We start from the raw sequence: 25,348 nt of genomic DNA, 5'->3' as shown, positions 1-25,348 counted from the left end.
ACAGCGGAAGTTACATGCCCAAACTACGTTCGACCGAACCGCCCAAGCCGCACGCGAAGCTGGAGAAGTGGACCTGGATCCTGATCTACGCCGGCTTGTTCCTGATGACACTGGGAATCGCCACCGCTCGCACCGACACGGTGCTCGGGTGGAGCATGGCGACGCCCGGCGCATTGGCGGCGGTCGCAGGCGTCGTGCTGATCTACCTGCGTTCGCGCATCAAGGACTGAGCATGATCAAGCACATCGTGATGTGGAAACTCGTCGACGCCGCCCAGGCGCCGCAATTCAAGCAGCTGCTCGACACCTGCAAGGGCATCGTGCCCGGCATGCGCGAGTTCGAGGTCGCCGTGCAGGCCGAGGGCCTGGAAGCCAACCACGACGTGGCGCTGTACTCGGTGTTCGACGACGCGGCCTCGCTGCAGGCCTACGTGGTGCACCCGCGCCACCAGGAAGTGGTGGCCACCTTGCCCGCACGCGCTTCGCGCAGCGTGTTCGATTATCAGATTTAACCCCCCCGAAGCGCCTGCGGCGCCTCCCCCCAGGGGGCGATACCGGCGGCCCGGCAGAGCCGGTTCCGCGGTATCCCTGGATTTGGTCCTGCCGGTTGTGACGCGGCGGGCGAGAACCCGAACAAAGAAAGATGCACCCATGAGCCAACGCAACGTTCAACAACTCTTCGACCTCAGCGGCAAGACCGCGCTCATCACCGGTGGCTCGCGCGGCCTGGGCTTGCAGATGGCCCATGCGCTCGGCGAGGCGGGTGCCCGCATCATGCTGAGTTCGCGCAAGGCCGACGACCTGGAGCAGGCGACCGCCGACCTGCAGGCCGCGGGCATCGACGCGCGCTGGATCGCCGCCGACTGCGCGAAGGAAGAAGACACGCGCCGCCTGGCCGACCAGACGCTCGAGCGCATGGGGGCCATCGACATCCTGGTCAACAACGCCGGCGCGAGCTGGGGTGCACCGGCCGAGTCGCACCCGGTCGCGGCCTGGGACAAGGTGATGAACCTCAACGTGCGCGGCTACTTCGTGCTGGCGCAGCAGGTGGCCAACAAGTACATGATTCCGAACAAGACCGGTCGGATCATCAACATCGCATCGATCGCGGGTCTGAACGGCAACGGGCCTGAAATCCAGACCCTGGCCTACAACACCTCGAAGACCGCGGTGATCGGCTTCACCAAGACGCTGGCCGCCGAATGGGGCAAGTACAACATCAACGTCAACGCGATCTGCCCCGGCTTCTTCATGACCAAGATGGCCTCGGTGCTGATCCAGAACGTGGGCGAGGACAAGATGACGGCCGCCGTGCCGCTGGGCCGGCTCGGCGACGACGAGGACCTGAAGGGCATCACGCTGCTCTACGCAAGCGATGCCGGCAAGCACATCACCGGGCAGTGGCTGGCGGTCGACGGCGGCGTGAGCGTCGTGCTGGCCTGAATGGACACGACCGTGACCGACAACGACATCAACGTCCGTTCCTACACCAGCCAGATCCCGTTCGCGCGGCACCTGGGCTTCGAGCTCACGAAGTTCGAAGACGGCGCCTCCGAGATTCTCTACACGCCCAAGCCCGAGCACCTGAACACCTTCGACGTCGCGCACGGCGGCGCCTGCATGACGCTGCTCGACATCGCGATGGCCGCGGCCGCGCGCAGCCAGACCCCCGAAGTCGGCGTGGTCACGATCGAGATGAAGACCAGCTTCATGCGGCCCTCGGTCGGCCCGCTGCGCGCGTGCGGCCGGCTGATCCACCGCACCGCGACGCTGGCCTTCGTCGAGGCCACGATCTACGACGAGAAGGAGCAGGCCTGCGCGCAGTCGACGGGCACCTTCAAGTACGTGAAGCGGCGGCTGCCGACGGGCCCGGCCAGCGCGAACGCACAGCGTCCGCCGTCGACTGACTAGCCCCCCGAAGCGCCTTCGGCGCCTCCCCCCCGGAGGGGGGCGATACCAGCGGCCCGGCGAAGCCGGTTCCGCGGTATCCCTGAGTGAAGACAGACAACCACATTGCACAGGAGCTTTCCATGCCCACCAATCGCCAGCAGCATCTTGACAACCGCCCCGACGGTGAAGCCGTCGCGAGCAACTTCAAGCTCGTGACCGCCGAGACACCCGCACTGGAGGACAACCAGGTGCTGGTGCGCCACCACTACCTGAGCCTGGACCCGTACATGCGCGGGCGCATGAACGATTCCAAGAGCTACGCGCAGCCGCAGCCGCTGGGCCAGGTGATGCAGGGCGGCACCGTCGGCGAGGTGGTCGAGAGCCGGCATCCGAAGTACGCCGTCGGCGACAAGGTGGTCGGCTTCGGCGGCTGGCAGGAATACAGCGTGGTCGACGGTTCGGTGGTCGGCGCGCTGCGCAAGGTCGACACCACGCACGTGCCGCTGTCGCACTACCTGGGCGCGGTCGGCATGCCGGGCGTGACCGCCTGGTATGGGCTGGTGAAGATCATTGCGCCCAAGGCCGGTGAGACAGTGGTCGTCACGGCCGCCAGCGGCGCGGTGGGCAGTGCCTTCGCCGCGCTGGCCAAGGCCCGCGGCTGCCGCGTGGTGGGCATCGCGGGCGGTGCGGACAAGTGCCGCTACGCGACCGAGGAACTGGGCTTCGACGTCTGCATCGACTACAAGCAGCATCCCGACGTCAAGAGCATGTCGCAGGCGCTCAAGGAAGCCTGCCCGGACGGCATCGACGGCTACTTCGAGAACGTCGGCGGCTACATCTTCGATGCGGTGCTGCTGCGTACCAACGCCTTCGCCCGCGTGGCGCTGTGCGGAATGATCGCCGGCTACGACGGCGCGCCGCTGCCGCTGGCCAACCCGGCGCTGATCCTGATCAACCGCCTGAAGATCGAAGGCTTCATCGTCAGCGAGCACATGGAATTCTGGCCCGAAGCGCTCAAGGAGCTGGGCGGCCTGGTGGCCAGCGGCAAGCTGCGCCCGCGCGAGTCGGTGGCCGAGGGCATCGCCGCGGCGCCCGAGGCCTTCCTGGGCCTGCTCAAGGGCCGCAACTTCGGCAAGCAGCTGGTCAAGCTCGTCTGAGCAACTGAACCGGGCGGCGCCAGAAGGCGGTGTGTCGCGCCCAGGACTCGACGTTGCCGGGGTGAACGGGTAGGGTGGCGGCATGACCGATCTCATCCTGCATCACTATCCTTCCTCGCCCTTCTCCGAGAAGGTCCGTCTGATCCTGGGCATCAAGAAGCTGCCGTGGAAGTCGGTCTTCATCCCGCCGATCATGCCCAAGCCAGAGGTGCTGGAGCTCACGGGCGGCTACCGCAAGACGCCCTTCCTGCAGGTCGGGGCCGACATGTACTGCGACTCGGCGCTCATCGCCGACGTGCTGGAACACCTGCAGCCCCAGGCCACGCTGTACCCGGAACCCGAGAAGGGCATGTCGCGCATCCTGTCGCAGTGGGCCGACACCACGCTGTTCTGGGCGGCGATGGCGTGGAACCTGCAGCCCAGGGGCGCGGCCGAAGTGTTCGCCAAGGCGCCACCCGAAGCGGCCAAGGCCTTCGGCGAAGACCGCGGCAAGATGAGCGCGGGCAACATGACGCGTCTGCGGCCGGCCGATGCCACCAGCGCCTACAAGTCCTATCTGCGGCGCCTGTCGGACATGCTCGACGACAAGCCCTTCCTGCTCGGCGAGGTGCCTTGCATCGCCGACTTCTCCGCCTACCACCCGCTCTGGTACACCCGCCGCATCGAGGCCGTGAAGGGCATCCTCGACCTCACGCCCGCGGTGGTCGACTGGATGGACCGCATCGCGGCCATCGGACACGGCCATTCGGAGAAGTTCAGCGCGCAGGAAGCGATCGCCGTGGCCAAGGCGTCGACGCCCCTGACGGTGCTGACCGACAGCACCTTCCAGGACGACCACGGCATCCCGCTCGGCAGCGAGGTCACGATCCGCGCCGAGAGCTTCGGCCTCGAGGACACCGCCGGCAAGCTGGTCGCCGCGACGCGCACGCACTACACGCTGGAACGCAGCAGCGAACGCGCGGGCACCGTGCACGTGCACTTCCCGCGCATCGGCTACGTGCTGCGCAAGGCCGAGGGCTGAGCGCCGTCGCGCGCAGGACATCGCCCGGCCACGCAACGCGGTTCAATACGGGATCGAGACCCAGAGACAACGCAAAGGACCGCTTCCATGATTCAGGATTTCAAGGGCAAGACCGCCGTGCTCACCGGCGCGGGTTCGGGCTTCGGCCTCGAGTGCGCGCGCATCGGCGCGGCGCGCGGCATGAACCTCGTGCTGGTCGACGTGCAGCAGGATGCGCTCGACCGCGCCCAGGCCGAGATGGAGGCCGCGGGCGCCCAGGTGCTGGCCCGCCGCGTCGACGTGTCGAAGGCCGATCAGATGGAATCGCTCGCGCAGGCCGTGCAGGAGCGCTTCGGCGCGCCGCACTTCGTCTTCAACAACGCGGGCGTGGGCGCGGGCGGGCTGGTGTGGGAGAACACCGTGGCCGACTGGGAATGGGTGCTGGGCGTCAACGTCTGGGGCGTGGTGCACGGCGTGCGCCTGTTCACGCCGATGATGCTGGCTGCCGCCGCGAAGGACCCGTCTTACCGCGGTCACATCGTCAACACGGCCAGCATGGCCGGCCTGCTCACGCCGCCCAACATGGGCGTCTACAACGTCAGCAAGCACGCCGTGGTGAGCCTCACCGAAACGCTGTATCAGGACCTTTCGCTGGTGACCGACCAGGTCGGCGCGAGCCTGCTGTGCCCGTACTTCGTGGCCACCGGCATCCACAGCAGCGAGCGCAACCGCCCGGGCGACCTGCCCGCGGGCGAGCTGACCAAGAGCCAGCTGATCGGCCAGGCCATGACCTCCAAGGCCGTGAGCAGCGGCAAGGTCAGCGCGGCCGACGTGGCGGGCAAGGTGTTCGACGCGATCCGCGACAACCAGTTCTACGTCTTCAGCCACCCGAAGGCACTGGGCAACGTGCGCAGTCGCATGGAGGGCATCGTCTCGGGCACCAACCCGGCCGACCCCTTCCTCGAGCGGCCGGAAATCGGCCAGCAACTGCGAGCCCAGCTGCGCGCCTGAGCCCCGGCGAGCCGACCTGTTTTCCTACACGGCGCCGCTGCGGCGGCGCGTAGGGTGACCGGATCATGTTGAATCCCATTTCCCTGCGCCAGGCCCTTCGGGGCCTTCCGGCCGTCGCGCTCGGCCTCTCTCTGCTGTGTGCGGGTGGCACCGCCGTCGCCCAGGACGCGGCCGCGCTCAAGGCCCGGCACCAGGCCCTGACGGCGCGCCTGACGGACAACCCGTTCCAGCGCCGGCTGGTGCTCGACTCCACCGAAAGCGCCGATCGCCTCAGTGGCGACATCTACGCGGTGGTCGACCATCCCTTCGCCGAACTGGCCGCGCTCGAGCGGCCGGCCAGCTGGTGCGAGGTGCTGATGCTGCACCTCAACACCAAGCATTGCGCAGTGAAGGGTGGCGCCGCAGCGCCGGTGGTCGAGGTGGCGATCGGGCGCAAGTTCGACCAGCCGCTCGACAAGGCGCAACGCGTGCCCTTCGCCTGGGGCGGTGCCTCGTCGACGGCCGACTACCTGTCGGTGCGCCTGTCGGCCGCCAGCGGACCGATGTCGACGCGCGACTACCGCATCGGCTTCGAAGCCACGCCGCTGGGCGCGAAGCAGAGCTTCGTGCACCTGTCCTATGCCTACGGCTACGGCACCGCGGCGCGGCTGGCCATGCAGGCCTACCTCGGCACGCTGGGCAGCGACAAGGTCGGCTTCACGGCCTCCGGCCGCGACGGCGACGGCAAGCCGGCTTACATCGGTGGCGTGCGCGGCGTGGTCGAGCGCAACACCATGCGCTACTACCTGGCGATCGATGCCTTCCTCGACGCGCCGCGGCCCGAGCAGCTCGATCGCCGGCTGGCCGCCTGGTTCGACGCCACCGAGCAGTACGCGCGACAGCTGCACGAAACCGAACGATCGGACTACCTCGACATGAAGCGCAGCGAATACGCGCGGTTGAAGACGGGGTCCTGAAGCACAGCGCAGGCGGGCCGCGGCGCGAGCCGTCAGGAGGGCTTACTACAATGTTTGCTCATCCTTGAACGGTGTGTTCCATGTCCTCCTCCGCCGCGGTCCGGAATGCCGATATCGTCGACTCCCTGCCGCAGGCCCTCTTCGCATGCGACGCCCTGGGTGTCTACCTGCGGGTCAATCCCGCCTACGAGCGCCTGACCGGCCACGCGGCCCACGAGTTGGTCCATCGCCAGACGATCGCGCTGGTGCATGGCGCATTCGAGTTGCCCCCGGGTCCCGAGTCGCTGTCGCGCCCGTCGTGGACCAGCCGGCATCGCGATGGTCGCACGCTGCAGTTTCAGCTCGTGCTCACGGCCATGCCGCAGCAGGACGATGCACCGCAGCGCTGGGTCGGCACGATGGTGCCCCTGCCGCCGCGCGAGTCGCAGACGCTGGCCCGCTGGAACGACGGCTTCCATGACACCTGGACCCAGCTGCCCAACGTGGCCTGGCTGCGCGAACGCGCGGCGCTGAAACTGCAGGCGGCCCGCCAACGCGAGCGGCCCTGCGCGCTGCTGGTGGTCGAGCTCGACCAGATGGACCGGTTGCGCGATTCGCAGGGCGACGAGATGCTGGGCCAGGTGCTGCAACTGTGTGCCCACCGCATCCGTGGCGCCCTCGGGCCCGAGGCGGTGCTCGCGACGCTGGGCGGCGGGCTGCTCGCCTGCCTGGTGGATGGCGGCACGCAAGAGGTCAACGTCCGCATCGACGCCATGCTGCACGGCCTGTCGTTGCCCATGCAGGGCGCCGACCGCAGCCTGCGCCTCACGGCCTGCATCGGCGCGGCGATCAGCAGCCTCGAGACTCGCACCGACGTGGGGGAACTGATGCACCGTGCGCGCGTCGCGCTGGGCGTGGCCAAGGCCGCGGGCGCGGCGCAGGCGCGCTGGTTCACCGGCGCGATGCAGAGTCAGGCCGAAGGGCGGCTGCAACTCGAGGGCCTGCTGCGCGAAGCGCTCGAGCGCAACGAGTTCAGCCTGGTGTTCCAGCCGCAATTGCATTTGTCGACCGGACGCATCCGGCACATGGAGGCGCTGCTGCGCTGGCAGTCGCCGACCCTGGGAGCGGTCAGCCCGGCCGCCTTCATCCCGGTGGCCGAGGACATCGGCATGATCGTGCCGATCGGCGAATGGGTGATGCGCGAGGCCTGCCGCGAAGTGGGCCGGCTGCATCGCCTGCTCGCGCGCAAGGGCGGCGAAGCGCCGCGCGTGGCGGTCAACGTGTCGGCGCACCAGTTGCTGTCGCCCGGGCTGGTCGAGATGGTGCAGAGCGCGCTGGTCGATGCGGGGCTGGGCCCGGAGCACCTGGAGATCGAGATCACCGAGAGCATCTTCCTCAACGATGCGGCGCGCGCGTTGGCCACGCTGGAGTCGCTGCGCCAGCTGGGCATCGAACTGGCCATCGATGACTTCGGCACCGGCTACTCGAGCTTTTCCTACCTCACGCAATTTCCGTTCGATCGGCTCAAGATCGACCGCTCGCTGGTCATGAACGTCGACCAGCCGGGCAAGGGTTACGCCATCGTCTCTGCCATCGTGTCGCTCGCGCACGCGCTGGGCATGAAGGTCACGGCCGAGGGCATGGAGACACCCGCGCAAGCCGCGGCGCTCGAGGCGTTGAAGTGCGACGACGTGCAGGGTTATGGTTTCGCGCGGCCCCTGCAGCCCAAGGCGCTCGAACGGCTGCTGACCGGCGCGCCTGCGGCGGACCCGAACTGAAGGGTCTTCAATTCAGGTTGCGTTGCAGATAGGCGCCACGAGCCGCGTCTGTCACTGTTTCTTTGACATCCCACGCAGCCACGCCTTCCGCGTCGCCGTCGCCGATCTGCGCGGACATGCGGGTCAATCGGTGTTGCGCAGGGGAGGTAAAGTGCGCTGGCTTTCCCCCTTCGATCCCCTCCAGAAAGGCAGCACGACACCATGGCAGTTTTGCGTACCCCTGAGACAGCACCGGGCGAATACGGCGATCTCTTCGCGTTCCTGATGGAGGAGCTGAAGCTCTTCAAACGCAAGCTGCTCGTGATGCTCAAGCATGTGGAGACCGGCGAATCGATGGTGTACGAGCAGGCCTGGTACGCCTTCGCGCTCAAGGACCGCCTGACCGCGCTGCTCAAGGCGGAGGACTACGAGGCGGTCGCGCAGTTGCCCCTCGTCAAGGAAGGGCAGACCGGCATCTACATCGAGACCCGCTACGTGCCCTCGGGCAAGCTGGTGGGACTTCAGCTCGTCGAGGCCCGGCCGCACGAAGGCGGGCGCTATGTGGGCCTGACGCCGGCCACGGTGTACACCGACGCGGACGGCGAACGCGTGCTGGCGTTCGCCAGGACGCTCAAGTAGAGGCCTCGCGATGCGAGGGGGCTTCGCGCTCTTCGCCACGGCGATCGGCCATTGCAGCATCGCCTGGAGCGAACGCGGCATCGTGGGCGTGCAACTGCCCGAGCATGACGAGGCCCTGACCCATGCGCGCATGCAGGCGAGCTTTCCCGCGCTGGTCGAGTCGCTGCCACCGGCGAGCGTGCAGGAGGCCATCGACGCCACGGCCGCGATGCTGGCCGGCGCGCCGCTCGACCTGCTGGAGATCGTGCTCGACGAGGAGGGCGTGCCGGCATTCCATCGGCGCGTCTATGCGATCGCGCGGCGCATCAGGCCGGGCGAGACAAGGACTTACGGGGAGGTCGCCGAGGAACTCGGCGGCAAGGGACTGGCCCGTGCGGTGGGGCAGGCGCTGGGTCGCAATCCCTTCGCGCCCATCGTGCCCTGCCACCGCGTGCTGGCGGCCGATGGCCGGCCGGGCGGGTTTTCTGCGCCGGGCGGCGCGCTGGCCAAGATGCGCATGCTGCACAACGAGGGTGCGCGGCCGACCGGGACGGCCTCGCTGTTCGACGACTTCTGAGCCGTACAGCGGGCCGCCTGCCTCGGCTTAGCGCGAAGCTTGCTGCGTGAACGACACGCGGGGCTTCAGGTAAGCCGTGGGCACCTGGTCACGGTAGAAGGCGCGGCGGTCCAGGCTCTGCAGCGGGTTGTGCGCAGCGGCCACGGCCTCGGCGCGCACCGAGGCGCGGTCGACGGTCGAATTGACGGCCAGCACGCCGCTACCGTAGGTGTCGCCGTAGATGTTGCCGGCGCGGGCGGCTGCAACGGCCTGGTCTTGCGTGTCGGCGCGGCTCAGGCTGGAGCGGACGGTCAGCACGCCGTCATAGGTTTCGGCTTGGGCGCCGACGGCAGCGACGAGGGAGAGGGCTGCGACGGCGAGGATCTTGCGGGTGTTCATTTCAATTTCTCTTTCAATGATTTGGATGATGTAGAACCGGTCTTGGGTGGGTGTCTCCGCCCCTTTCGGGAGCGGCCTCTTCGCTCGGTGGCCTGTTCACCCAGATCAACTTGCTTCGTTGGTCTGTGGGATGAAGTTTGAGCCTGAACAGCGCCCGAAAACGCGCACGCGCGGAACCATGGCGTTCGGGCAATGGAAACAATGCGGCCGCCAGGGCGCTCCGGCGTCGTAGCACAGGCGCGCCCGCCGCGCTGCCGGATGGCCGTTTCCGGGTTGGCGACAATCACCCCCTATGACTTCTTCGCGTTTTTTCAAGATGGCGCTCGTATTGGGCCTGCTGTCGGCCATCGGTCCGTTCGCCATCGACATGTATCTGCCTGCGCTGCCGGCCATCGGCACCAGCCTGCGCGCCGATATCGGTGCCGTTCAGTGGAGCCTTACGGTGTTCTTCCTGGCGCTTGCGGTGGGCCAGCCTTTCTACGGTCCGATCTCCGACATGGTCGGGCGCAAGCCGCCGCTGTACTTCGGGCTCGGCCTGTTCGCGCTGGCCAGTGTGGGCTGTGCGCTGGCCAGCGACATCCAGACGTTGATCGTGCTGCGCTTCCTGCAGGGTCTGGGCGCCGCGGCCGGCATGGCGATCCCGCGGGCCATCGTGCGCGACCTGCACACCGGCAACGACGCGGCGCGGCTGATGTCGCTGCTGATGCTGGTGTTCAGCATCTCGCCGATCCTCGCGCCGCTAGTCGGCAGCGGGGTGATCGCGCTGGCCGGCTGGCGCGCGGTGTTCTGGGCCGTCACGCTGGCGGCCATCGCCGGGCTGGTGCTGATCAACACCTCGCTCGGCGAGACCCGCACGCCCGAGCAGCGCGTCGAGAGCAGCCTGGGCAGCGCCCTGGCCGGCTACGGCCAGCTGCTGCGCGACTGGCACTACCTGGGCCTGGTGTTCATCGGCAGCTTCGCGATGGCCGGTTTCTTCACCTACCTGGCCAACTCGTCCTTCGTGATGATCGACCACTACGGCCTGTCGCCCGTGATGTACAGCGTGGCCTTCGGCGTCAATGCGGCGGCCTTCTTCGCAGCCGCGCAGTTCAACGGCCCGCTGGGCGAACGCTTCGGGCTGGCACGCGTGGTCAAGGGCGCGGTGGCGGCCTGCGGCGTGGTGATGGTGGCGATGTTCGTCTACTACCTGCTGGGCGGCGATTCGATCTGGGTGCTGCTGGTGCTGTACTTCATCGCCAGCGGCCTGATGGGCCTGGTGATTCCCACCACCTCGGTGCTCGCGCTCGAGGAGCACGGCAGCATCGCCGGCACCGCGTCGGCGCTCATGGGCACGCTGCAGATGCTGACCGGCGCGGTCGTGATGGGCGTGGTGGGCCTGTTCACCGACGGCCGACCCCTGCCCATGGTGGCCGGCATGGCCGGCGGCGCGCTGGTGGCCGTGGTGCTGACCTGGCTCACGCTCGGCAGCGCCTATGACGCCGAATCGGCCGGCGAGCCCGCGGTGCGCTGAATGAGCGCTGGCACCCTGCGCGAGGAACCGTCTTCCGCTCTGACTGCGGCGCCGCCGCGCGACGGGCTGCCCATGCCGCAGCGCCTGTACGCGATGGCCGTGATCATTCTCGGCATCACGGTCGCGGTGCTCGACGGCACCATCGTCAACCTCGCGCTGCCGGGCATCGCACGCGAACTCAATGCCAACCCCGCGCATTCGATCTGGGTGGTCAACGCCTACCAGATCGCCACGCTGGTGATGCTGCTGCCGTTGGCCGCGCTGGGCGACCGGGTGGGCTACCGCCGGGTCTACCTGCTGGGCGTGGCCCTGTTCACCGTCTCCTCGCTGGCCGCGGTGCTGGCCAATTCCCTCGGCACGCTGATCGCCGCACGGGCCGTCCAGGGCCTGGGCGCGGCCGGCATCATGAGCGTCAACGCGGCGATGGTGCGGCTCATCTATCCGTCGGCGCAGCTGGGGCGCGGCATCGCGGTCAACTCGATGGTGGTGGCGACGGCCTCGGTGGCCGGCCCCTCGGTGGCCGCGGCCATCCTGTCGGTGGCCTCCTGGCCCTGGCTGTTCGCGCTCAATGTGCCCCTGGGGCTGGCGGTGCTGGCGCTGGGCCTGCGCGCCTTGCCCTTCAACACCGCGGCGCCGGCCGTCGGCCTGCGTTTCTCGTGGGTCGATGTGGTGCTCAACGTGCTGATGTTCGCGCTCATCTTCATCGGCGCCGACCGGCTCGGCGTGCGCGAAGCCGATGCGGCGCAGGGCACCCAGCCCGTGGCCTGGGCGCTGCTGCTGGCCGGCGTGGCGGTGGGCTTCGTCTACCTGCGTCGCCAGCGTGCGCTGGTGGTGCCGCTGTTCCCGATCGACCTGCTGCGCATCCCGGTGTTCGCGCTGTCGATGGGCACCTCGGTCGCGGCCTTCTGCGCGCAGATGCTGTCGTACATCGCGCTGCCGTTCCTGCTGCTCGACGTGTACGGCCGTACCCATCTGCAGGCCGGCCTGCTGATCACCGCCTGGCCGCTGGCCATCGTGGTGATGGCGCCGATCGCCGGACGGCTCATCGGCCGCTACCCCGACGGCCTGCTGGGCGGTATCGGCCTGGGGCTGCTGGCGATCGGCCTGGGCCTGCTGGCGGCCTTGCCGGCCCAACCCGACAACCTCGACATCGTCTGGCGCATGGCCCTGTGCGGCGCGGGCTTCGGCCTGTTCCAGTCGCCCAACAACCACACCATCGTGACCACGCCGCCGCCGCACCGCAGCGGTGCGGCCAGCGGCATGCTGGGCACGGCGCGCCTCACGGGCCAGACCCTGGGCGCGGTGCTGATCGCCGCCATCTTCAGCGTCTGGAGCCCGCACGAGGGGCGAGGGCCGCTCATTGCGCTGGTGCTGGCGGCCGCCTGTGCGGCATTGGCTGGCATCTGCAGCAGCCTCCGTCTGAGGGCGGGGACTTCGCCAAGCCATTAAGCTTGGCGTCAATGAAGGAAATCCCCGAGGCGATCGTCTGCGAAGGCTGCGATGCGGTGTACCACCGCGCGCCGCTGCATGAACGCGAGATCGCCCGCTGCCCGCGCTGCGGCACCGAGCTCGATCGGCACCCGGGCGCGCAGCAGGCGCGCATCCTGCCGCTCACCGTGGCCGGGCTGATCATGTTCTTCATCGCCAACCTGTTCCCGATCGTCGAGATCGAACTGCGCGGCCTGCGCAGCCAGACCACGCTGACCGGCGCCGTGATCGCGCTGGCGGGCGAAGGCATGTCGCTGGTGGCGCTGCTGGTGCTGGCCACCACGCTGCTCTTTCCGCTGCTGCAGTTGCTGATCCTGATCTGGCTGCTGGTCCCCTTGCGGCATCAACACCGCGTGGCCGGTTTTGCCTGGCTGGTGCGCGCGATGCAGTCGCTGCGGCCCTGGGGCATGGTCGAGGTCTTCCTGCTGGGCGTGCTGGTGGCGCTGGTCAAGCTCTCGAGCATGGCGACGGTGCTGCCCGGTCCTGCGCTCTATGCCTTCATGGCGCTCACGGTGCTGCTGACCGCGGTGCTGGCCTTCGATCCGCGCGGTTTCTGGACGATGGCCGAAGGCGCGACGGCGGCGGCCGAAGACACGCCTTCGGCGCCCGAGGAAGCCGCATGACGGCCGTGCCGCGCGCCATCGCCACCGGGTTGATCGGCTGCCGGCACTGCGGCACGGCCTGGGCCGAGGCAGAGGACGGCGCGCCCTGTGGCCGCTGCGGCACGCCGCTGCACATCCGCAAGCCCGACAGCCTGAACCGCACCTGGGCGCTGCTGATCGCGGCCTGCGTGATGTACCTGCCGGCCAACCTGCTGCCGGTGATGATCACCCGCACGCTGTTCGGCTCGCAGAACGACACCATCATGAGCGGCGTGATCTACTTCTGGATCACCGGTGCCTACGGGCTGGCCGCCATCGTCTTCGTCGCCAGCTTCCTGGTGCCGCTGTTCAAGCTGGCGGCACTGTTCGTGCTGGTGGTGAGCGCACAGCGCCGCAGTCGCTGGCGCCGCGTCGAGCGCGCCAAGCTGTATCACCTGATCGAGATCATCGGCCGCTGGTCGATGCTCGACGTCTTCGTGGTGGCGCTGCTGGCGGGCCTGGTGCGCATCCAGGGCTTCGCCGAGATCACGGCCGGCGTCGGCATCGCAGCCTTCGGCGCGGTGGTGGTGCTGACCATGCTGGCGTCGTTGAGCTTCGACCCCAAGCTCACCTGGGACGGCCACACCGGGCCCGACGACGAAGAAGACGATACCGAGCAAGAGAACCCAAGGGACGCACGCCATGAGTGAAGACGACAAGAAGACCGACGGGCGACCCCCCGCATTGCCCGCGCCGCGCGTGGCGAAGCGGCGCGACTGGATACCCTCGCTGATCTGGCTGATCCCGGTGGTGGCGGCGCTGGTCGGCATCACGCTGGTGGCACGCATCCTGATCGACCGCGGCCCCGAGATCGAGGTCAGCTTCAAGACCGCCGAGGGCCTGGAAGCCGGCAAGACCGCGGTCAAGTACAAGGACGTGCAGATCGGCGTGGTGCAGAGCCTGCGCCTGGCGCGCGACCGCTCGCATGTGCGCGTGACCTTGCAGCTCAACAAGGATGCCGACGCCTTCACCGCCACCGACACCCGCTTCTGGGTGGTGCGGCCGCGGCTCGACACCTCGGGCATCTCGGGCCTGAGCACCTTGCTGTCGGGCGCCTACATCGGCGCGGACGCCGGTGTGGCCGACGAAAGCTCGAAGGACTTCACCGGCCTCGAGGCGCCGCCCATCGTCACGCGCGATGCCTCGGGCAAGCAGTTCCTGCTGCGCGCGCCCGACCTCGCGTCGCTCGACGTCGGCTCGCCTGTGTACTTCCGCCGGATCAAGGTCGGCCAGGTGGCGGCCTACGAACTCGACGAGAACGGCCGCGGCGTGACGCTGCGTGTGTTCGTGAACGCGCCCTACGACAAGTTCATCGGCGCCAACTCGCGCTTCTGGCAGGCCAGCGGCATCGACATGCGGCTCAATGCCAGCGGCATCACGCTGCGCACCCAGTCGCTGGCCACCATCCTGATCGGGGGCATCGCCTTCGGCGCGCCCGAGAACAACAGCGGCCCGCTCGCGATCGAGAACACGTCGTTCGCATTGGCCGACGACGAGAGCTCGGCCATGAAGCCGCCGGACGGTCCGGCGCAGACCATGCTGCTGTACTTCAACCAGTCGCTGCGCGGCCTGTCGCCGGGCGCACCGGTGGACTTCCGCGGCGTGGTGATCGGCGAGGTCAAGTCGATCGGCATCCAGTTCGACCGCAGCGAGCGCGAGTTCCGCATGCCCGTGATCGTCACGGTCTACCCCGACCGGCTGCATACCAAGGCCAATGGCGAACCCCGCGAGTCGCGCATCGCGCAGGACAAGCGCCTGCAGTTCCTGATCGGCAAGGGCCTGCGCGCACAGATGCGCACCGGCAACCTGCTGACCGGCCAGAACTACATTGCACTCGACTTCTTCCCCAAGGCGCCGCCGGTGACGGTGGACGTGAGCAAGACGCCGCTCGAGATGCCCACGCTGACCAACAGCCTGGACGAGCTGCAGTCGCAGGTGCAGGAGATCGTCACCAAGGTCAACAAGGTGCCCTTCGAACAGATCGGCACCGACGTGCGCAAGGCGCTGGCCACGCTCGACAAGACGCTGGTCGGCGCCGAGCAGCTCACGCGCACGCTCAACAACGACGTGTCGCCCGAGATCACGGCGGCCATGAAGGACGCACGCAAGACCATCAACTCGGCCGAGCGCACGCTGGCGCAGGACTCACCGCTGCAGCAGGACATGCGCCAGACCCTGCAGGAACTCACGCGCGCGGCCGGTTCGGTGCGCGTGCTGACCGACTACCTCGAACGCCATCCCGAGTCGCTGCTGCGCGGCAAACCGGAGGACAACAAGAAATGAAGCGACTGCCCCGACGACTCCTGAGCGCGCTGCCGCTGGCCCTGGCGCTGCTGGCCGCAGGCTGCGCCACCAGCACGCCTGACCGCTACTACACCTTGGCTGCGCCGGCCGATGTCACGGTCGTCGCGCCCGCGGCCGCGCCGATCTTCATCGAACTCGCGCCGGTCGCGGTGCCCGAGCGCCTCGCGCGCCCGCAGATGCTGGTGCAGCGCGCAGGTGGCGGCGCCGAAGTGGCCTTGCTCGAGCAGCACCGCTGGTCGTCGTCCTTCGAGAATGAACTGCGCGACGCGTTGGCCGCGGGCATCGCGAGCCGGCTCGGTGCCATCGACGTCACCAAGGGTGGCCGCCAGCCCAGCCAGCCGGCCTGGCGCATCGCGCTGCAGGTGCAGCGCTTCGACGCCATCGAGGCCACGCGCGTCGATGCGGCGTTCAGCTGGACTGTGCGGCGCTCCGATTCGGAACGCAGCGCGACCTGCCAATGGTCGGCCAGCGAGCCCGTGGGGCAGGGCATCGATGCGCTGGCACTCGGTGCACAGCGCATCACCTCGCAGGCGGCGCAGGCCATCACACGCCAGTTGTCGGCGCTGCAGGCGGATCCTGCGGCGGCTTGCCGCGGCGCCAGCTGAAGCGGTGGTGCGCGGGTGCGCAAGCTGCGGCAGCCGTTCTTCGCCATCGCCGAGAACCCGTCACTCGTTCGGCGGGGAGCAATTTGCCCCTGACCAGCTTCAAGCAAATCGACCACGGAGAACCCGATGCTGATCGTTCTCGGCGGACCACCAGGTGTCGGAAAAACCGCCACTGCGCGCCAAATCGTCGCCCGTTTGCCATCTGCCTATCTGCGCATCGATACCATTGAGCGAGCGTCGAGGAAGGTGGCCAGCGCGGTCTTCTTCGGTCGGCGGTTGTGCCCCAGTTCGCTTTCGGCTTTCCAGGTTGCTTCTCGGAAGATCTTCTGCACTGGGCGACCATCGCGCAGACGGCCTGCTCAACCTTGGCGCACCAAGGTGCTGTTCTACTCAACCTGGCAGCGAGCGCTCAGCCCTTGCAGGGCCAGGTTGCTCAAGGCCTTGGCAGGGGCGGCACAGCCCTTGGCGATGATGTGAATGCTCAGGTCGCGCGCCTGCGGGGACAGCGCGGTGTGGGTGACGCAGTGCTGCGTCATCATGCCGGTGAGGTACAGGTCGGTGATGCCGGCTTGGCGCACGATCTTCTCCAGGTCGGTGTTGAAGAAGCTGTCGGCTTCGCTTTTCACGACGATCGGTGCATCGCCCAACGCGGCAGCGACATGGCCATGGGTTTTCACCCCCTCGGTGCCGGGCTTGAATGCGGGGGCATCCGCCGCATTCACGTGCTGCACGCCGACGACCAGCCATCCCTCGCGCTTCGCCTGCTCAATTGCTTCTACAGCACCTTTGCAAGCTTCCTCCGCGTTCTCCAGTACGAAGGCACCGCCAGGGAAGTAATCATTCTGAATGTCGATGACGACAAGTGCTTTTTTCATGGGTTTCTCTCTTCAGGTCATGGGGCCTGCCCGAACTCCCGGGCAGGGTCACATCATCAGAACTGCATGGCCTCGCCGTCTTCCGGGATCGTCACGCGGTTCTGAATCTTCTTCTCCTGCACGAACTGGCGCAGTTCCTTGCGGCTGAGCGACATGTGGTTCACCGAATCCATGTGTACCGCCACGATCGCGGCGTTGGGCGCTGCCTGAGCGGCCTGCAGCGCGTCCTGCTTTCCCATGATGATGGGATGCTCCTCGAAACCGCTCATGAGAGCGCTCCCGGTGTTCAGGATCACGACGTCCGGCTTGTACTGCTTCAATGCCTGGTCCACTTCAGGACGCCATACGGTGTCGCCGGCGATGTACACCGTCTTCGCATCGGGCGCAGAAAACACGACCCCCATCACGGGGCCCATCGCCTCGGCACGTGCAGGGTCCGCAAACCACAAATCTGTGCCGTGCTGGCCACCGGTCTTGCTCAACGTCACACCGTGAAAGGTGTTGGCGCCCCCGAGGACACGCACATCCTTGAAGCCTTGGCCACGAATGGTCCTGGCATCCGTTTCGTTCTGCACGAACACGGGCATGTTCTTGGGGATCTGCCGCTGCGCCGCGTCGTCCCAGTGATCGGTATGGGTGTGGGTCACCACGACGGCATCGACACTCTTCATGACGTCGTCGACGGAGAACGGCAGCTCCACCAATGGATTGCGCAGTTCACTGCGGTACGTGTTTGGAAAGCCTGGAAACCCGCCCTTGGGTGAGAGCATGGGGTCGACCAGAAACGTGGTGCCGGAGAAATCGATCTTGACGGTCGCATTTCGAATGTGCTGGACCTTGACGGTCTTTGTCAGGGAAGCAGGCGCCTTCGGGGCGGTGGCGCCGGAGTAGGCGGTGCCGCAGGCGACAAGCATGGCGGTGCCACCCAGGGCGAGCGCGCTCCGCAACGTGTTCGAGACTTGCATGAGTTTTCCTTTTCAATGATTGCTGGTGACGCGCGGTAAGAGGTCCATTCGCGTTGGAGTCAAGTTTGCGAAGGGGCAGGGTTTCGCACCAGTGGCCCAGAGGGCGTTGTTCGATACGATCGGGCCATTCTGTCGATCTGCTCTTGGAGAGTTCATGCAACCTGTGCGAGTCGCAGTTCTGGCGTTCGAGGGTGTCAGCCTCTTTCACCTCTCTGTCCCGAACATCGTGTTCGGCATGAAGCCGGCCCCTGAGGGACTGCCTGCGTATGAAGTCCAGTACTGTGCGCCGGTGCCCGGCCGTGTTCGCTGCGACCAAGGCATGGAGATTGAGGTGCCCAGCGGCCTTGACGCCATGGCCGATGCCGACCTGGTCATCGTTCCGGCTTGGAACCATCCCGAAAAGACTACCCCCGCTGCGCTGTCGGAGGCCCTGCGCGAGGCACATGCACGCGGCGCCCAGGTCGTCGGGCTGTGCCTGGGCGCCTTTGTGCTGGGTGATGCAGGCCTGCTGGACGGGCGCCGAGCGACGACCCACTGGGCTTGTCGTGAACTCTTCGCCAAGCGTTTTCCGCTGGCCAACTTTCTTCGTGACGTGCTTTATGTAGACGACGGCAACGTCATGACGTCTGCCGGGACGGTCGCCGCGATCGACTGCTGCCTGGACCTCGTGCGCCAGCGGCATGGTGCCGAGGTGGCCAATCGCGTGGCGAGGCTGCTGGTGACGCCGCCGCACCGCCAGGGCGGTCAGGCGCAGTACATCGAACAGCCGGTGCCTTCGCTGCCCAGCGAGAACCGTTTGCCGGGCGTGTTGGAGTGGGCACGGACGCACCTGTCGGAGTCCTTGACGCTGGATGTACTGGCCGACACGGCGCGCATGAGCCGGCGAACCTTCACCCGACGTTTTCGCGAGGCCACGGGAACCACCTTCGTGAAGTGGCTGACGGCCGAGCGTATCGCCAGGGCGCAGCAGCTGCTGGAAACCACGGAATGGTCCGTTGAGCGTGTTGCGACCGACGTGGGCTTTGGCACGTCCCTGTCGCTGCGTCAGCACTTTGCAACTCAGCTGCATACATCACCATCTGCATACAGGCGGCTTTTTTGTGAAGGCCAACGGGGCGACTCGAAGGCCTTGCTCGCAAGGGAAAAATGACAGCCTGTTCACGCCTTCGAGAAGACTCGATTCATTGAGCAGAGGTTTCGGCGTCACCCGGTACGATTCAGGCCATGAAAGCGACTGACATTCTTCGCCGCTGGTGGAGCCGGCAGAACGAGCGGGACGCCTTCAAGAACGGCATGATCGAATTCAGCAAGCTTTGCCGGGCTGCCGTGGTGCGCCATGATCCCGCTGCTCGCTGCGTTCGAGTCCGTGCACTTTGGTACGGCGACCAGACCCGTTCGCGGATTCTGTGGACGGATGGCAGGGGCCGCAAATGGCAGTGGAATCTTTTTATCCCCTTCTCTGTTTCTTTAAAGAAGGCTGGCGAGCGCGACATCATCATCGAGCGATCGCTGCAGAATCTATTGAGTCCGCCGCTGGAGAGTGAGTGGCATGAATTGGAGTTCCGTACGGCCGAGCAGGTCGCGCAACGCCTGCTGGCGCTGATCGTGGTCGTATGGCGCGCCAATTCCAGCGAAGAGCTCGCGCAACAGGGTATTGCCTGGGCAAAAGAGCATGGCATCGATGCGTTTCTTTCCCCGCTGGAGCAGCGCTTCGTCTTTCACGCCCAGCGCCCGGCGCAGCCGGACATCGTCAACTTCGGGTGGCGCGCCGAGGCCATGATGCCGTTGGTCTGGGCACTGGGCGGTATACCCGCGCTGCCGCCCTCGCACCAGCGCGCCGACATCTGGAGGATTCCGCTCGTGCAGCAGGCCCGACACTCACCGGCGGACCTCGTGGCCAGGGCCCGCCTGCGACCCGACAATGAGGTGGGCGATGAAGAAAGTCGCCTGCTCAGCGAGCACTGGCATGTGGTCGATGCCCAACTGCGCGGGCAGGCCGTTCGTGCCGACCTCGACGCAGGCGTTGTCCTGGAGCGCCGCTATGCGTTGAGCTGGATGATCGGCTATGGAAAGAGTTGGGATGAGGTTCCACTCGACACCTGAAGTTCGCGATTGACCGGCGCCAACAGTCTGTTGGCCAGAATTCCGCGGCGTCACGAACGACTGGCTCCGGCCGAAAACCGTCGTCCGAGCGAGCATCCATAGCTCCCGGATCAGCCGAGATCGTTTCGCTCAACTTCGGCCGGCAATCGGTTTTTGCGATCGACTCACCGGCCGTCCTGCCGTCGAGTCAGCGCGCGGCTTTCGTCGCAAGCTGACGCGCAAGAGCCTCTCGAGCCCTCCGTGCTGCATCGGCATCGACCTTTTCGGCCAGCACCTGCGTCAACTGGTTCAGCTGACTGGCCGTAATGCCTGCGTTCATGCCGATGCCCATGTGCGACTGCACCTGCGATTCGGCGCCATGCAATGCAGACAGCATGCTCACGGTCGCCAGCTCGCGGCTTTGCCAGTCCAGGTTGTCACGCTCGAAGATGTCGCCGAAGAGATGCGTCTTGAGGTACTCGTCGATCACCGGAGCGAACTCGAAGAGCGCGCCTTTCACGGGACTGCCCACGAGTCGGGTCTGATTGGCGGTGCCGGCAGCCAGCAATGCGTCGCCCTTGGGAATGGTGCGACTCGGGGCCAGCCCCTGTGCGTCCTGCAGGCCGCTTTGCTTGCGCGCCTCGACCACCTTCATCAACTCGCCGAGCGCATTGAGGCTGCGCGGAAATCCGGCGTACGCATAGAGCTGAACCAGCACTTCCTTCGCTTCGTTCACGGTCAGCCCGGCGTCGAGTCCCTGGTTCAACGCGACATGGAGGCGCGCCATGTCGCCCAAAGCGCCAAACGCGGCGATCGGAATGAGAGCCTGTTGGCGAACGGAGAGTGATTCCGTGTTTGTTTGAATCTGGGTCATGTCCGGGACGGCTGCCGAAGTTGGAGATCCTGCCGGGGCTGGCTGGGCGCCCGCAGCGAACGGCTGCACGATTGCAAGGCACGCGACGATCTGGTGGAGACGTCTGTTCACAGCGACCCTGCCAGGTACTCGGCGTCGCTGACGTGCGCCAGCCAGTCGACATTCCGGCCGTCGAGCGCCTCTGCCACCGAGATGTGCGTCATGGCGGTCGTGGCCGTCGCACCGTGCCAATGCTTGTGACCGGGTGGACACCAGATGACGTCGCCTGCGCGAATCTCCACGATCGGCTCGCCTTCGCACTGGGTCCAGCCGCAGCCGGCCGTGACGATCAATGTCTGGCCCAGCGGATGCGTGTGCCAGGCTGAACGCGCACCGGGTTCGAACGTGATGCTGGCGCAGGATGCGCGCGCCGGCGGCGGTGGGTTGTTCAGCATGTCGATGCGGACGGTGCCGGTGAAGAACTCGGCGGGTCCTTTGGCGGACGGCAGCGTGCCGGGGCGGATGAGCTTCATGAGGATGCCTTTCACGGTGGGTCGGCCAACTTTATGGCCGGACGGTTCGGCTGAGAAGACTGCAGAATCGGCATGCACATGTGCAAGAGAATCACCAATGGCCAAAGAAAACCTGAATGATCTGCAAGCGTTCGTCGCGGTCGCGCGCGAGCGGAGCTTCACGCGGGCCGCAGCGCAATTGGGCTTGTCGCGCTCCGCGCTGAGCCACGCGATGCTCGCGCTCGAAGCGCGCCTGGGCATCCGGCTTCTCACCCGGACCACCCGAAGCGTTTCGACCACGGAAGCCGGTGCCCGTCTGCTCGATACGGTAGCGCCGCGGCTGCAGGAGATCGAGGCCGAGCTGGGTCAACTGAGCGCGATGCGAGACAAGCCCGCCGGCACGGTGCGCATCACGGCGCACGACCATGCGATCACCACCGCGCTCTGGCCGCGGTTGCTGCCCTTGCTCAAGCAGTACCCCGACATCCAGATCGAGTTCAGCGTCGACTACGCCTTCACCGACATCGCGTCCCACCGTTTCGATGCCGGGGTGCGGGTGGGAGACCGCGTGGACAAGGACATGGTGGCGGTGCGCATCTCGCCGGATCTGCGCATGGCGGTCGCCGCCTCACCCGACTACCTCGTGGGCAAGCCGATCCCCAGGAAGCCGCAGGACCTGACCATGCATCGCTGCATCAATTTGCGCCTTCCCACGCAGGGCAATCTGTACGCGTGGGATTTCGAGAAGGGGAAGAAGTCGGTCAACGTGCGGGTGCAGGGCCAGACGGTGTTCAACAGCACGACGCTGATGCTTCAGGCGGCACTGGACGGGATGGGCTTCGCCTTCGTGCCCTTCGACCTGGTGCAGCCGCACATCGACGCGGGCCGGCTCGTTCCGGTGCTGGAGGACTGGTGGCCGAGCTTTCCGGGCTATCACCTCTACCACGCGAACCGGCGCCAGCTTGCGCCGGCCTTGGCGCTTGTCATCGAAGCGTTGAGGTATCGCGTGCCGGCGCGTGCCGCGGCTACCGCGACGCGCTGAAGCGCAACGCTTTCACCACCAGCGAAAACGCCGGCGACGGTTGGCGCTTGCTGGGGTAGTACAGGTGGTAGCCGGCGAATTTGGGGCACCAGTCCTGCAGGACCCGGACCAGCCGACCCGATTCGATGTGCGACATCAGTTCATCCTCCGGCAGCAGCGAGATGCCGAGCCCGGCCAAGGCTGCGTCCACCTGAGGCGGTGCGGTGTTGAAGATCAGAGGTCCATCGACGCGAACGTTGACTTTGCGTCCGCGCTTCTCGAAGTCCCAGACATACAGCCCACCGGACGTCGGCATGCGCTGGTTGATGCATTGATGCTTTGTGAGGTCGGCCGGCGTCTTGGGAACGGGATGGACAGCGAAGTAGTCGGGTGACGCCACCACCGCCATCTGCAGCGGCGGGCCGATGGGCACCGCGATCATGTCGTTGTCGATCGTGTTTCCCATGCGAACGCCCGCATCGAAGCGGTCGGCCACGATGTCCCGAAAGCTGTAGTTCATGTCGAACTCCAGCTTGATGTCCGGGTACTCGCGCAGCAACGGCGTGAGCTTGGGGAGCAGCACCGTGTGCAGCACGTTGTCGCCGCAGGTGATGCGCACGGTGCCTGCAGGCTTGTCGCGCAACGCGGTCAGCGCCTCGAGCTCGGCCTCGATCTCCTCGAAGCGGTGGCCAATTGCATTCATGAGCCGCTCGCCGGCCGACGTCGGCGCGACGCTGCGGGTGGTGCGCGTGAGCAGGCGGATCTGCAACCCTTCCTCCAGTCCGCGGATCGCCTGGCTGAGCGCCGACTGGGTGACGCCGAGCGTGCCGGCCGCCTTAGTGAAGCTGCCCTCGCGAGCCACCGTCACGAAAGCCAGCAGGTCATTGAGATTGCGTCTTGGCATGTCGATGTGCGCAGCGCGCGGACTGATTAGCGGGGGTAATAAATGTATTAAGCATTCATTACCTAGTCAACCCTTGCCTGGCTCGGCAAACTTCCTTCACGGTGCGAAAGCGCCACATCGAGCAAGACAGCGAGCGCCTGCTCGCTGCAGATCTTCAAAGGACATCGACCATGAGAACTTTCACTGACGCCCTCTCTGCCGCAGTCACAGGGCAAGCCGGCAATGCGTTCGATCGACGCGGGTTCTTCGACCGCGTGACACCGATCCCGTTCGACAGGCACCCCGTCGCGGCGAGCGCCTGATGACAGCGCAGGCCATCGGCGCGCCCGCGGGCAGCGCCACCTTCGAACAGCGAAGCGAGGCGCAACCCGCGCACTGGGGCGGCGTCTTCGCGATGACCTTGTGCGTTTTCGCGTTGATCGCATCGGAGTTCATGCCGGTCAGCCTGCTGACGCCGCTGGCGGCCGACCTCCATGTCACCGAGGGCATGGCCGGACAGGGCATCGCCATCTCCGGCGCCTTCGCGGTGCTCACGAGCCTGTCGATCTCGGCGATCGCCCGGAGGATCGATCGCAAGACCTTGCTGTTGTCGCTGACGGCGCTGATGTGCCTCTCCGGCGCCACCGTCGCGCTCGCCCCCGACTACCTGACGTACATGGCGGGCCGCGCGCTGATCGGCGTCGTCGTCGGCGGTTTCTGGTCCATGTCGGCGGCGACGGCCATGCAGTTGGTGCCGCCTTCGAAGGTACCGCGGGCGCTGGCGATCTTCAACGGCGGCAATGCGCTGGCCACGGTCGTGGCGGCACCGCTGGGGAGCTACCTCGCCTCGATCATCGGCTGGCGTGGCGCCTTCTTCTGTCTGGTGCCGGTCGGCGTGATCGCGTTCGTCTGGCAATGGTTCAGTCTGCCAAGCATGAAGGCGCAGCCACGTGCGCCGGGTTCGGGCACGGTCTTCAGGCTCCTCGAGAACCGGCTGGTCGTGCTCGGCATGCTGGCGGTGGGCGTCTTCTTCATGGGGCAGTTCGCTTTGTTCACCTACCTTCGGCCCTTCCTGGAGACGGTGACACGGGTGGATGCATCGAGGTTGTCGCTCGTGTTGCTGACGCTGGGTGTCGCGGGCTTCATCGGCACGACGGTCGTGGGTCGGTTCCTGAAGATCTGCTTCTACGGCACGTTGGCGATCATCCCGGTCCTCATGGCGGCGATCGCGTTGACGCTCACCGTCGTCGGCGGCTCGGTGTCCGCCACGACGGTGCTGCTGGGCGTCTGGGGTCTGGTGGCCACCGCGGCGCCGGTGGGCTGGTGGTTGTGGATTGCACGAACGCTTCCGCACGACGCAGAGGCCGGCGGCGGGCTCATGGTGGCGGTGGTGCAGCTTTCGATCGCAATGGGCTCCACGGTGGGCGGATTGCTGTTCGACCGCAGCGGCTACCGAAGCACCTTCGCATTCAGCGCAGGCCTGTTGCTGGTCGGCGCCTTCCTTGTTTTCCTGACAGCGCGTGCAGACCGCACGAAATCAAAATGACCCAGAACCGCGGTCCGTTTGCAGTGAAAAGCAGACCTTGCCGACCATCGCGCCTGCACCTTGCGGGCTTGTGCATCGGCCTGGCCCTGCTTGGTGGCAGTCACGCCGACGAAAAGTCGGTTCCAGGTTCGCGTGTCCCCGTCACTGCGGATGCCGTTGCCGCACCTGGAAAACCAAAGGAGTCCCGCATGTGGATGACCGTCGGCGAACGTCGCCTCGCCCTGACCTTGGCCGATACGGACGCCGCGCGTGCGTTCGCTGAGCGCCTGCCGCTGACGCTCGACATGACCGACCTCAACGGCAACGAGAAGAAGTTCGACTTGCCTGAAGCGTTGCCTGCGAATCCCGGTCGACCGGGAACGATCCGCAACGGTGACCTCATGCTGTATGGGCCGAACACCGTGGTTCTCTTCTATCTGACCTTCGACTCTCCGTACTCGTACACCCGGCTGGGTCAGGTGGATGACCCGAACGGCCTGGCGCAAGCGCTCGGGCAGCGCGACGTACGGGTCCGGTTCTCACGGGACTGAAGGTCTGGCCCGGAAACAGCGCGAGCCGAGATGCACAAGCCGGAAGTCGCACCGCGCCTTGAAGCCATTAGCCGGGCTAATAAGGGCATTAAGCATTCGTCACGTAGTCGATCACCGGCGTGTTCGTCAAAGTCACGCTTGGCGAGAAACGGCCGAGCGATCTCGCTCGCAGACCGCCGTGAACGCTCAAACACGGCGAGGTGATCACGAG

29 protein-coding genes are annotated in these 25,348 nt (G+C 66.7%); 23 read left to right on the top strand and 6 right to left on the bottom strand.

The window, feature by feature from the left end:
• The first annotated feature begins 14 nt into the window (after positions 1 to 14).
• The 11 genes from ACSFBC_RS14715 to ACSFBC_RS14665 all read left to right on the top strand — a co-directional run bounded on the left by ACSFBC_RS14715 (position 15) and on the right by ACSFBC_RS14665 (position 8,944).
• A complete protein-coding gene (locus tag ACSFBC_RS14715) occupies positions 15 to 230 on the top strand; it encodes a hypothetical protein (RefSeq protein ID WP_435511059.1) in 216 nt (71 codons plus the stop codon).
• A 2-nt stretch (positions 231 to 232) separates the two neighbouring features.
• Positions 233 to 511, top strand: coding sequence for a Dabb family protein (locus ACSFBC_RS14710; protein WP_435511058.1), 279 nt, complete (start codon positions 233 to 235; stop codon positions 509 to 511).
• Between the two features lie 139 nt (positions 512 to 650).
• Positions 651 to 1,442 carry an SDR family oxidoreductase gene (locus tag ACSFBC_RS14705; RefSeq protein ID WP_435511057.1) on the top strand — a complete coding sequence of 264 codons (792 nt, stop codon included), beginning with the start codon at positions 651 to 653 and terminating at the stop codon, positions 1,440 to 1,442.
• Positions 1,443 to 1,910, top strand: coding sequence for a PaaI family thioesterase (locus tag ACSFBC_RS14700; RefSeq protein WP_435511056.1), 468 nt, complete (start codon positions 1,443 to 1,445; stop codon positions 1,908 to 1,910).
• A 119-nt stretch (positions 1,911 to 2,029) separates the two neighbouring features.
• On the top strand, positions 2,030 to 3,046 hold the full coding sequence (locus ACSFBC_RS14695) for an NADP-dependent oxidoreductase (protein WP_435511055.1): 1,017 nt from the start codon (positions 2,030 to 2,032) through the stop codon (positions 3,044 to 3,046).
• A gap of 82 nt (positions 3,047 to 3,128) precedes the next feature.
• Positions 3,129 to 4,067, top strand: a complete 939-nt coding sequence (locus tag ACSFBC_RS14690) for a glutathione S-transferase family protein (RefSeq protein WP_435511054.1) — start codon at positions 3,129 to 3,131, stop codon at positions 4,065 to 4,067.
• Positions 4,068 to 4,154: 87 nt separating this feature from the next.
• Positions 4,155 to 5,057: an SDR family oxidoreductase gene (locus tag ACSFBC_RS14685; RefSeq protein ID WP_435511053.1), complete on the top strand. Its 903-nt coding sequence runs from the start codon at positions 4,155 to 4,157 to the stop codon at positions 5,055 to 5,057.
• Positions 5,058 to 5,122: 65 nt separating this feature from the next.
• On the top strand, positions 5,123 to 6,013 hold the full coding sequence (locus ACSFBC_RS14680; RefSeq protein ID WP_435511052.1) for a hypothetical protein: 891 nt from the start codon (positions 5,123 to 5,125) through the stop codon (positions 6,011 to 6,013).
• A gap of 80 nt (positions 6,014 to 6,093) precedes the next feature.
• Positions 6,094 to 7,770: a putative bifunctional diguanylate cyclase/phosphodiesterase gene (locus tag ACSFBC_RS14675; RefSeq protein ID WP_435511051.1), complete on the top strand. Its 1,677-nt coding sequence runs from the start codon at positions 6,094 to 6,096 to the stop codon at positions 7,768 to 7,770.
• Positions 7,771 to 7,971: 201 nt separating this feature from the next.
• Positions 7,972 to 8,388, top strand: coding sequence for a hypothetical protein (locus tag ACSFBC_RS14670; RefSeq protein ID WP_435511050.1), 417 nt, complete (start codon positions 7,972 to 7,974; stop codon positions 8,386 to 8,388).
• Between the two features lie 10 nt (positions 8,389 to 8,398).
• On the top strand, positions 8,399 to 8,944 hold the full coding sequence (locus ACSFBC_RS14665; protein ID WP_435511049.1) for a methylated-DNA--[protein]-cysteine S-methyltransferase: 546 nt from the start codon (positions 8,399 to 8,401) through the stop codon (positions 8,942 to 8,944).
• A 27-nt stretch (positions 8,945 to 8,971) separates the two neighbouring features.
• Here ACSFBC_RS14665 and ACSFBC_RS14660 read toward each other — a convergent pair whose 3' ends face one another.
• A complete protein-coding gene (locus tag ACSFBC_RS14660) occupies positions 8,972 to 9,322 on the bottom strand; it encodes an alpha/beta hydrolase (RefSeq protein WP_435511048.1) in 351 nt (116 codons plus the stop codon).
• Between the two features lie 292 nt (positions 9,323 to 9,614).
• On the opposite strand from ACSFBC_RS14660, the gene ACSFBC_RS14655 reads away from it, so the two are divergent.
• From ACSFBC_RS14655 to ACSFBC_RS14625, 7 genes are all read left to right on the top strand, one after another.
• Positions 9,615 to 10,832, top strand: a complete 1,218-nt coding sequence (locus tag ACSFBC_RS14655; RefSeq protein ID WP_435511047.1) for a multidrug effflux MFS transporter — start codon at positions 9,615 to 9,617, stop codon at positions 10,830 to 10,832.
• Positions 10,833 to 12,281 carry an MFS transporter gene (locus ACSFBC_RS14650; protein ID WP_435511046.1) on the top strand — a complete coding sequence of 483 codons (1,449 nt, stop codon included), beginning with the start codon at positions 10,833 to 10,835 and terminating at the stop codon, positions 12,279 to 12,281.
• A gap of 11 nt (positions 12,282 to 12,292) precedes the next feature.
• Positions 12,293 to 12,943: a paraquat-inducible protein A gene (locus ACSFBC_RS14645; RefSeq protein ID WP_435511045.1), complete on the top strand. Its 651-nt coding sequence runs from the start codon at positions 12,293 to 12,295 to the stop codon at positions 12,941 to 12,943.
• On the top strand, positions 12,940 to 13,611 hold the full coding sequence (locus tag ACSFBC_RS14640; protein WP_435511044.1) for a paraquat-inducible protein A: 672 nt from the start codon (positions 12,940 to 12,942) through the stop codon (positions 13,609 to 13,611). Before ACSFBC_RS14645 ends, ACSFBC_RS14640 begins: the two co-directional genes overlap by 4 nt.
• Positions 13,604 to 15,244, top strand: coding sequence for a PqiB family protein (locus tag ACSFBC_RS14635; protein WP_435511043.1), 1,641 nt, complete (start codon positions 13,604 to 13,606; stop codon positions 15,242 to 15,244). The genes ACSFBC_RS14640 and ACSFBC_RS14635 overlap by 8 nt, the downstream gene beginning before the upstream one ends.
• Positions 15,241 to 15,870 carry a PqiC family protein gene (locus ACSFBC_RS14630; protein ID WP_435511042.1) on the top strand — a complete coding sequence of 210 codons (630 nt, stop codon included), beginning with the start codon at positions 15,241 to 15,243 and terminating at the stop codon, positions 15,868 to 15,870. The genes ACSFBC_RS14635 and ACSFBC_RS14630 overlap by 4 nt, the downstream gene beginning before the upstream one ends.
• Before the next feature lie 126 nt (positions 15,871 to 15,996).
• Positions 15,997 to 16,347, top strand: a complete 351-nt coding sequence (locus tag ACSFBC_RS14625) for an AAA family ATPase (RefSeq protein WP_435511041.1) — start codon at positions 15,997 to 15,999, stop codon at positions 16,345 to 16,347.
• Here the strand turns inward: ACSFBC_RS14625 and ACSFBC_RS14620 are convergent.
• Both ACSFBC_RS14620 and ACSFBC_RS14615 read right to left on the bottom strand, forming a co-directional pair.
• A complete protein-coding gene (locus ACSFBC_RS14620; protein ID WP_435511040.1) occupies positions 16,257 to 16,745 on the bottom strand; it encodes an isochorismatase family protein in 489 nt (162 codons plus the stop codon). The genes ACSFBC_RS14625 and ACSFBC_RS14620 overlap by 91 nt on opposite strands.
• Before the next feature lie 56 nt (positions 16,746 to 16,801).
• Entirely contained in the window at positions 16,802 to 17,710 is a 909-nt protein-coding gene (locus ACSFBC_RS14615) for an MBL fold metallo-hydrolase (protein ID WP_435511039.1), read from the bottom strand.
• Between the two features lie 154 nt (positions 17,711 to 17,864).
• Here ACSFBC_RS14615 and ACSFBC_RS14610 point away from each other — a divergent pair, with 154 nt between their 5' ends.
• Together ACSFBC_RS14610 and ACSFBC_RS14605 are read left to right on the top strand one after the other, a co-directional pair.
• Positions 17,865 to 18,860, top strand: coding sequence for a GlxA family transcriptional regulator (locus tag ACSFBC_RS14610; protein WP_435511038.1), 996 nt, complete (start codon positions 17,865 to 17,867; stop codon positions 18,858 to 18,860).
• 74 nt (positions 18,861 to 18,934) lie between these two features.
• On the top strand, positions 18,935 to 19,813 hold the full coding sequence (locus ACSFBC_RS14605) for a DUF4272 domain-containing protein (protein ID WP_435511037.1): 879 nt from the start codon (positions 18,935 to 18,937) through the stop codon (positions 19,811 to 19,813).
• A gap of 187 nt (positions 19,814 to 20,000) precedes the next feature.
• On the opposite strand, the gene ACSFBC_RS14600 is transcribed toward ACSFBC_RS14605, so the two are convergent.
• Together ACSFBC_RS14600 and ACSFBC_RS14595 are read right to left on the bottom strand one after the other, a co-directional pair.
• Positions 20,001 to 20,666: a carboxymuconolactone decarboxylase family protein gene (locus tag ACSFBC_RS14600; protein WP_435511036.1), complete on the bottom strand. Its 666-nt coding sequence runs from the start codon at positions 20,664 to 20,666 to the stop codon at positions 20,001 to 20,003.
• A gap of 107 nt (positions 20,667 to 20,773) precedes the next feature.
• On the bottom strand, positions 20,774 to 21,178 hold the full coding sequence (locus tag ACSFBC_RS14595) for a (R)-mandelonitrile lyase (protein WP_435511035.1): 405 nt from the start codon (positions 21,176 to 21,178) through the stop codon (positions 20,774 to 20,776).
• 97 nt (positions 21,179 to 21,275) lie between these two features.
• On the opposite strand from ACSFBC_RS14595, the gene ACSFBC_RS14590 reads away from it, so the two are divergent.
• A complete protein-coding gene (locus tag ACSFBC_RS14590) occupies positions 21,276 to 22,199 on the top strand; it encodes a LysR family transcriptional regulator (protein ID WP_435511034.1) in 924 nt (307 codons plus the stop codon).
• Here ACSFBC_RS14590 and ACSFBC_RS14585 read toward each other — a convergent pair.
• Entirely contained in the window at positions 22,183 to 23,082 is a 900-nt protein-coding gene (locus ACSFBC_RS14585; RefSeq protein WP_435511033.1) for a LysR family transcriptional regulator, read from the bottom strand. The two genes, ACSFBC_RS14590 and ACSFBC_RS14585, sit on opposite strands and share 17 nt — an antisense overlap.
• 301 nt (positions 23,083 to 23,383) lie before the next feature.
• Here ACSFBC_RS14585 and ACSFBC_RS14580 point away from each other — a divergent pair, with 301 nt between their 5' ends.
• Positions 23,384 to 24,607, top strand: coding sequence for an MFS transporter (locus ACSFBC_RS14580; protein ID WP_435511032.1), 1,224 nt, complete (start codon positions 23,384 to 23,386; stop codon positions 24,605 to 24,607).
• Between the two features lie 188 nt (positions 24,608 to 24,795).
• Positions 24,796 to 25,137 carry a cyclophilin-like fold protein gene (locus ACSFBC_RS14575; RefSeq protein ID WP_435511031.1) on the top strand — a complete coding sequence of 114 codons (342 nt, stop codon included), beginning with the start codon at positions 24,796 to 24,798 and terminating at the stop codon, positions 25,135 to 25,137.
• The last annotated feature ends 211 nt before the right edge of the window (positions 25,138 to 25,348 follow it).

Origin of the sequence: Variovorax frigidus, assembly GCF_051216515.1 — a bacterium.
Lineage (GTDB): Bacteria > Pseudomonadota > Gammaproteobacteria > Burkholderiales > Burkholderiaceae_C > Variovorax.
The sequence above is the reverse complement of the archived record's forward strand: the minus strand, read 5'-3'. Positions and strand labels throughout refer to the sequence as shown.

What these genes read in the sequence shown, in the direction of transcription:
- ACSFBC_RS14715 (WP_435511059.1), top strand. Translation starts at nt 15, where the DNA reads ATGCCCAAACTACGTTCGACCGAACCGCCCAAGCCGCACGCGAAGCTG.
- ACSFBC_RS14710 (WP_435511058.1), top strand. Translation starts at nt 233, where the DNA reads ATGATCAAGCACATCGTGATGTGGAAACTCGTCGACGCCGCCCAGGCG.
- ACSFBC_RS14705 (WP_435511057.1), top strand. Translation starts at nt 651, where the DNA reads ATGAGCCAACGCAACGTTCAACAACTCTTCGACCTCAGCGGCAAGACC.
- ACSFBC_RS14700 (WP_435511056.1), top strand. Translation starts at nt 1,443, where the DNA reads ATGGACACGACCGTGACCGACAACGACATCAACGTCCGTTCCTACACC.
- ACSFBC_RS14695 (WP_435511055.1), top strand. Translation starts at nt 2,030, where the DNA reads ATGCCCACCAATCGCCAGCAGCATCTTGACAACCGCCCCGACGGTGAA.
- ACSFBC_RS14690 (WP_435511054.1), top strand. Translation starts at nt 3,129, where the DNA reads ATGACCGATCTCATCCTGCATCACTATCCTTCCTCGCCCTTCTCCGAG.
- ACSFBC_RS14685 (WP_435511053.1), top strand. Translation starts at nt 4,155, where the DNA reads ATGATTCAGGATTTCAAGGGCAAGACCGCCGTGCTCACCGGCGCGGGT.
- ACSFBC_RS14680 (WP_435511052.1), top strand. Translation starts at nt 5,123, where the DNA reads ATGTTGAATCCCATTTCCCTGCGCCAGGCCCTTCGGGGCCTTCCGGCC.
- ACSFBC_RS14675 (WP_435511051.1), top strand. Translation starts at nt 6,094, where the DNA reads ATGTCCTCCTCCGCCGCGGTCCGGAATGCCGATATCGTCGACTCCCTG.
- ACSFBC_RS14670 (WP_435511050.1), top strand. Translation starts at nt 7,972, where the DNA reads ATGGCAGTTTTGCGTACCCCTGAGACAGCACCGGGCGAATACGGCGAT.
- ACSFBC_RS14665 (WP_435511049.1), top strand. Translation starts at nt 8,399, where the DNA reads ATGCGAGGGGGCTTCGCGCTCTTCGCCACGGCGATCGGCCATTGCAGC.
- ACSFBC_RS14660 (WP_435511048.1), bottom strand. Translation starts at nt 9,322, where the DNA reads ATGAACACCCGCAAGATCCTCGCCGTCGCAGCCCTCTCCCTCGTCGCT.
- ACSFBC_RS14655 (WP_435511047.1), top strand. Translation starts at nt 9,615, where the DNA reads ATGACTTCTTCGCGTTTTTTCAAGATGGCGCTCGTATTGGGCCTGCTG.
- ACSFBC_RS14650 (WP_435511046.1), top strand. Translation starts at nt 10,833, where the DNA reads ATGAGCGCTGGCACCCTGCGCGAGGAACCGTCTTCCGCTCTGACTGCG.
- ACSFBC_RS14645 (WP_435511045.1), top strand. Translation starts at nt 12,293, where the DNA reads ATGAAGGAAATCCCCGAGGCGATCGTCTGCGAAGGCTGCGATGCGGTG.
- ACSFBC_RS14640 (WP_435511044.1), top strand. Translation starts at nt 12,940, where the DNA reads ATGACGGCCGTGCCGCGCGCCATCGCCACCGGGTTGATCGGCTGCCGG.
- ACSFBC_RS14635 (WP_435511043.1), top strand. Translation starts at nt 13,604, where the DNA reads ATGAGTGAAGACGACAAGAAGACCGACGGGCGACCCCCCGCATTGCCC.
- ACSFBC_RS14630 (WP_435511042.1), top strand. Translation starts at nt 15,241, where the DNA reads ATGAAGCGACTGCCCCGACGACTCCTGAGCGCGCTGCCGCTGGCCCTG.
- ACSFBC_RS14625 (WP_435511041.1), top strand. Translation starts at nt 15,997, where the DNA reads ATGCTGATCGTTCTCGGCGGACCACCAGGTGTCGGAAAAACCGCCACT.
- ACSFBC_RS14620 (WP_435511040.1), bottom strand. Translation starts at nt 16,745, where the DNA reads ATGAAAAAAGCACTTGTCGTCATCGACATTCAGAATGATTACTTCCCT.
- ACSFBC_RS14615 (WP_435511039.1), bottom strand. Translation starts at nt 17,710, where the DNA reads ATGCAAGTCTCGAACACGTTGCGGAGCGCGCTCGCCCTGGGTGGCACC.
- ACSFBC_RS14610 (WP_435511038.1), top strand. Translation starts at nt 17,865, where the DNA reads ATGCAACCTGTGCGAGTCGCAGTTCTGGCGTTCGAGGGTGTCAGCCTC.
- ACSFBC_RS14605 (WP_435511037.1), top strand. Translation starts at nt 18,935, where the DNA reads ATGAAAGCGACTGACATTCTTCGCCGCTGGTGGAGCCGGCAGAACGAG.
- ACSFBC_RS14600 (WP_435511036.1), bottom strand. Translation starts at nt 20,666, where the DNA reads ATGACCCAGATTCAAACAAACACGGAATCACTCTCCGTTCGCCAACAG.
- ACSFBC_RS14595 (WP_435511035.1), bottom strand. Translation starts at nt 21,178, where the DNA reads ATGAAGCTCATCCGCCCCGGCACGCTGCCGTCCGCCAAAGGACCCGCC.
- ACSFBC_RS14590 (WP_435511034.1), top strand. Translation starts at nt 21,276, where the DNA reads ATGGCCAAAGAAAACCTGAATGATCTGCAAGCGTTCGTCGCGGTCGCG.
- ACSFBC_RS14585 (WP_435511033.1), bottom strand. Translation starts at nt 23,082, where the DNA reads ATGCCAAGACGCAATCTCAATGACCTGCTGGCTTTCGTGACGGTGGCT.
- ACSFBC_RS14580 (WP_435511032.1), top strand. Translation starts at nt 23,384, where the DNA reads ATGACAGCGCAGGCCATCGGCGCGCCCGCGGGCAGCGCCACCTTCGAA.
- ACSFBC_RS14575 (WP_435511031.1), top strand. Translation starts at nt 24,796, where the DNA reads ATGTGGATGACCGTCGGCGAACGTCGCCTCGCCCTGACCTTGGCCGAT.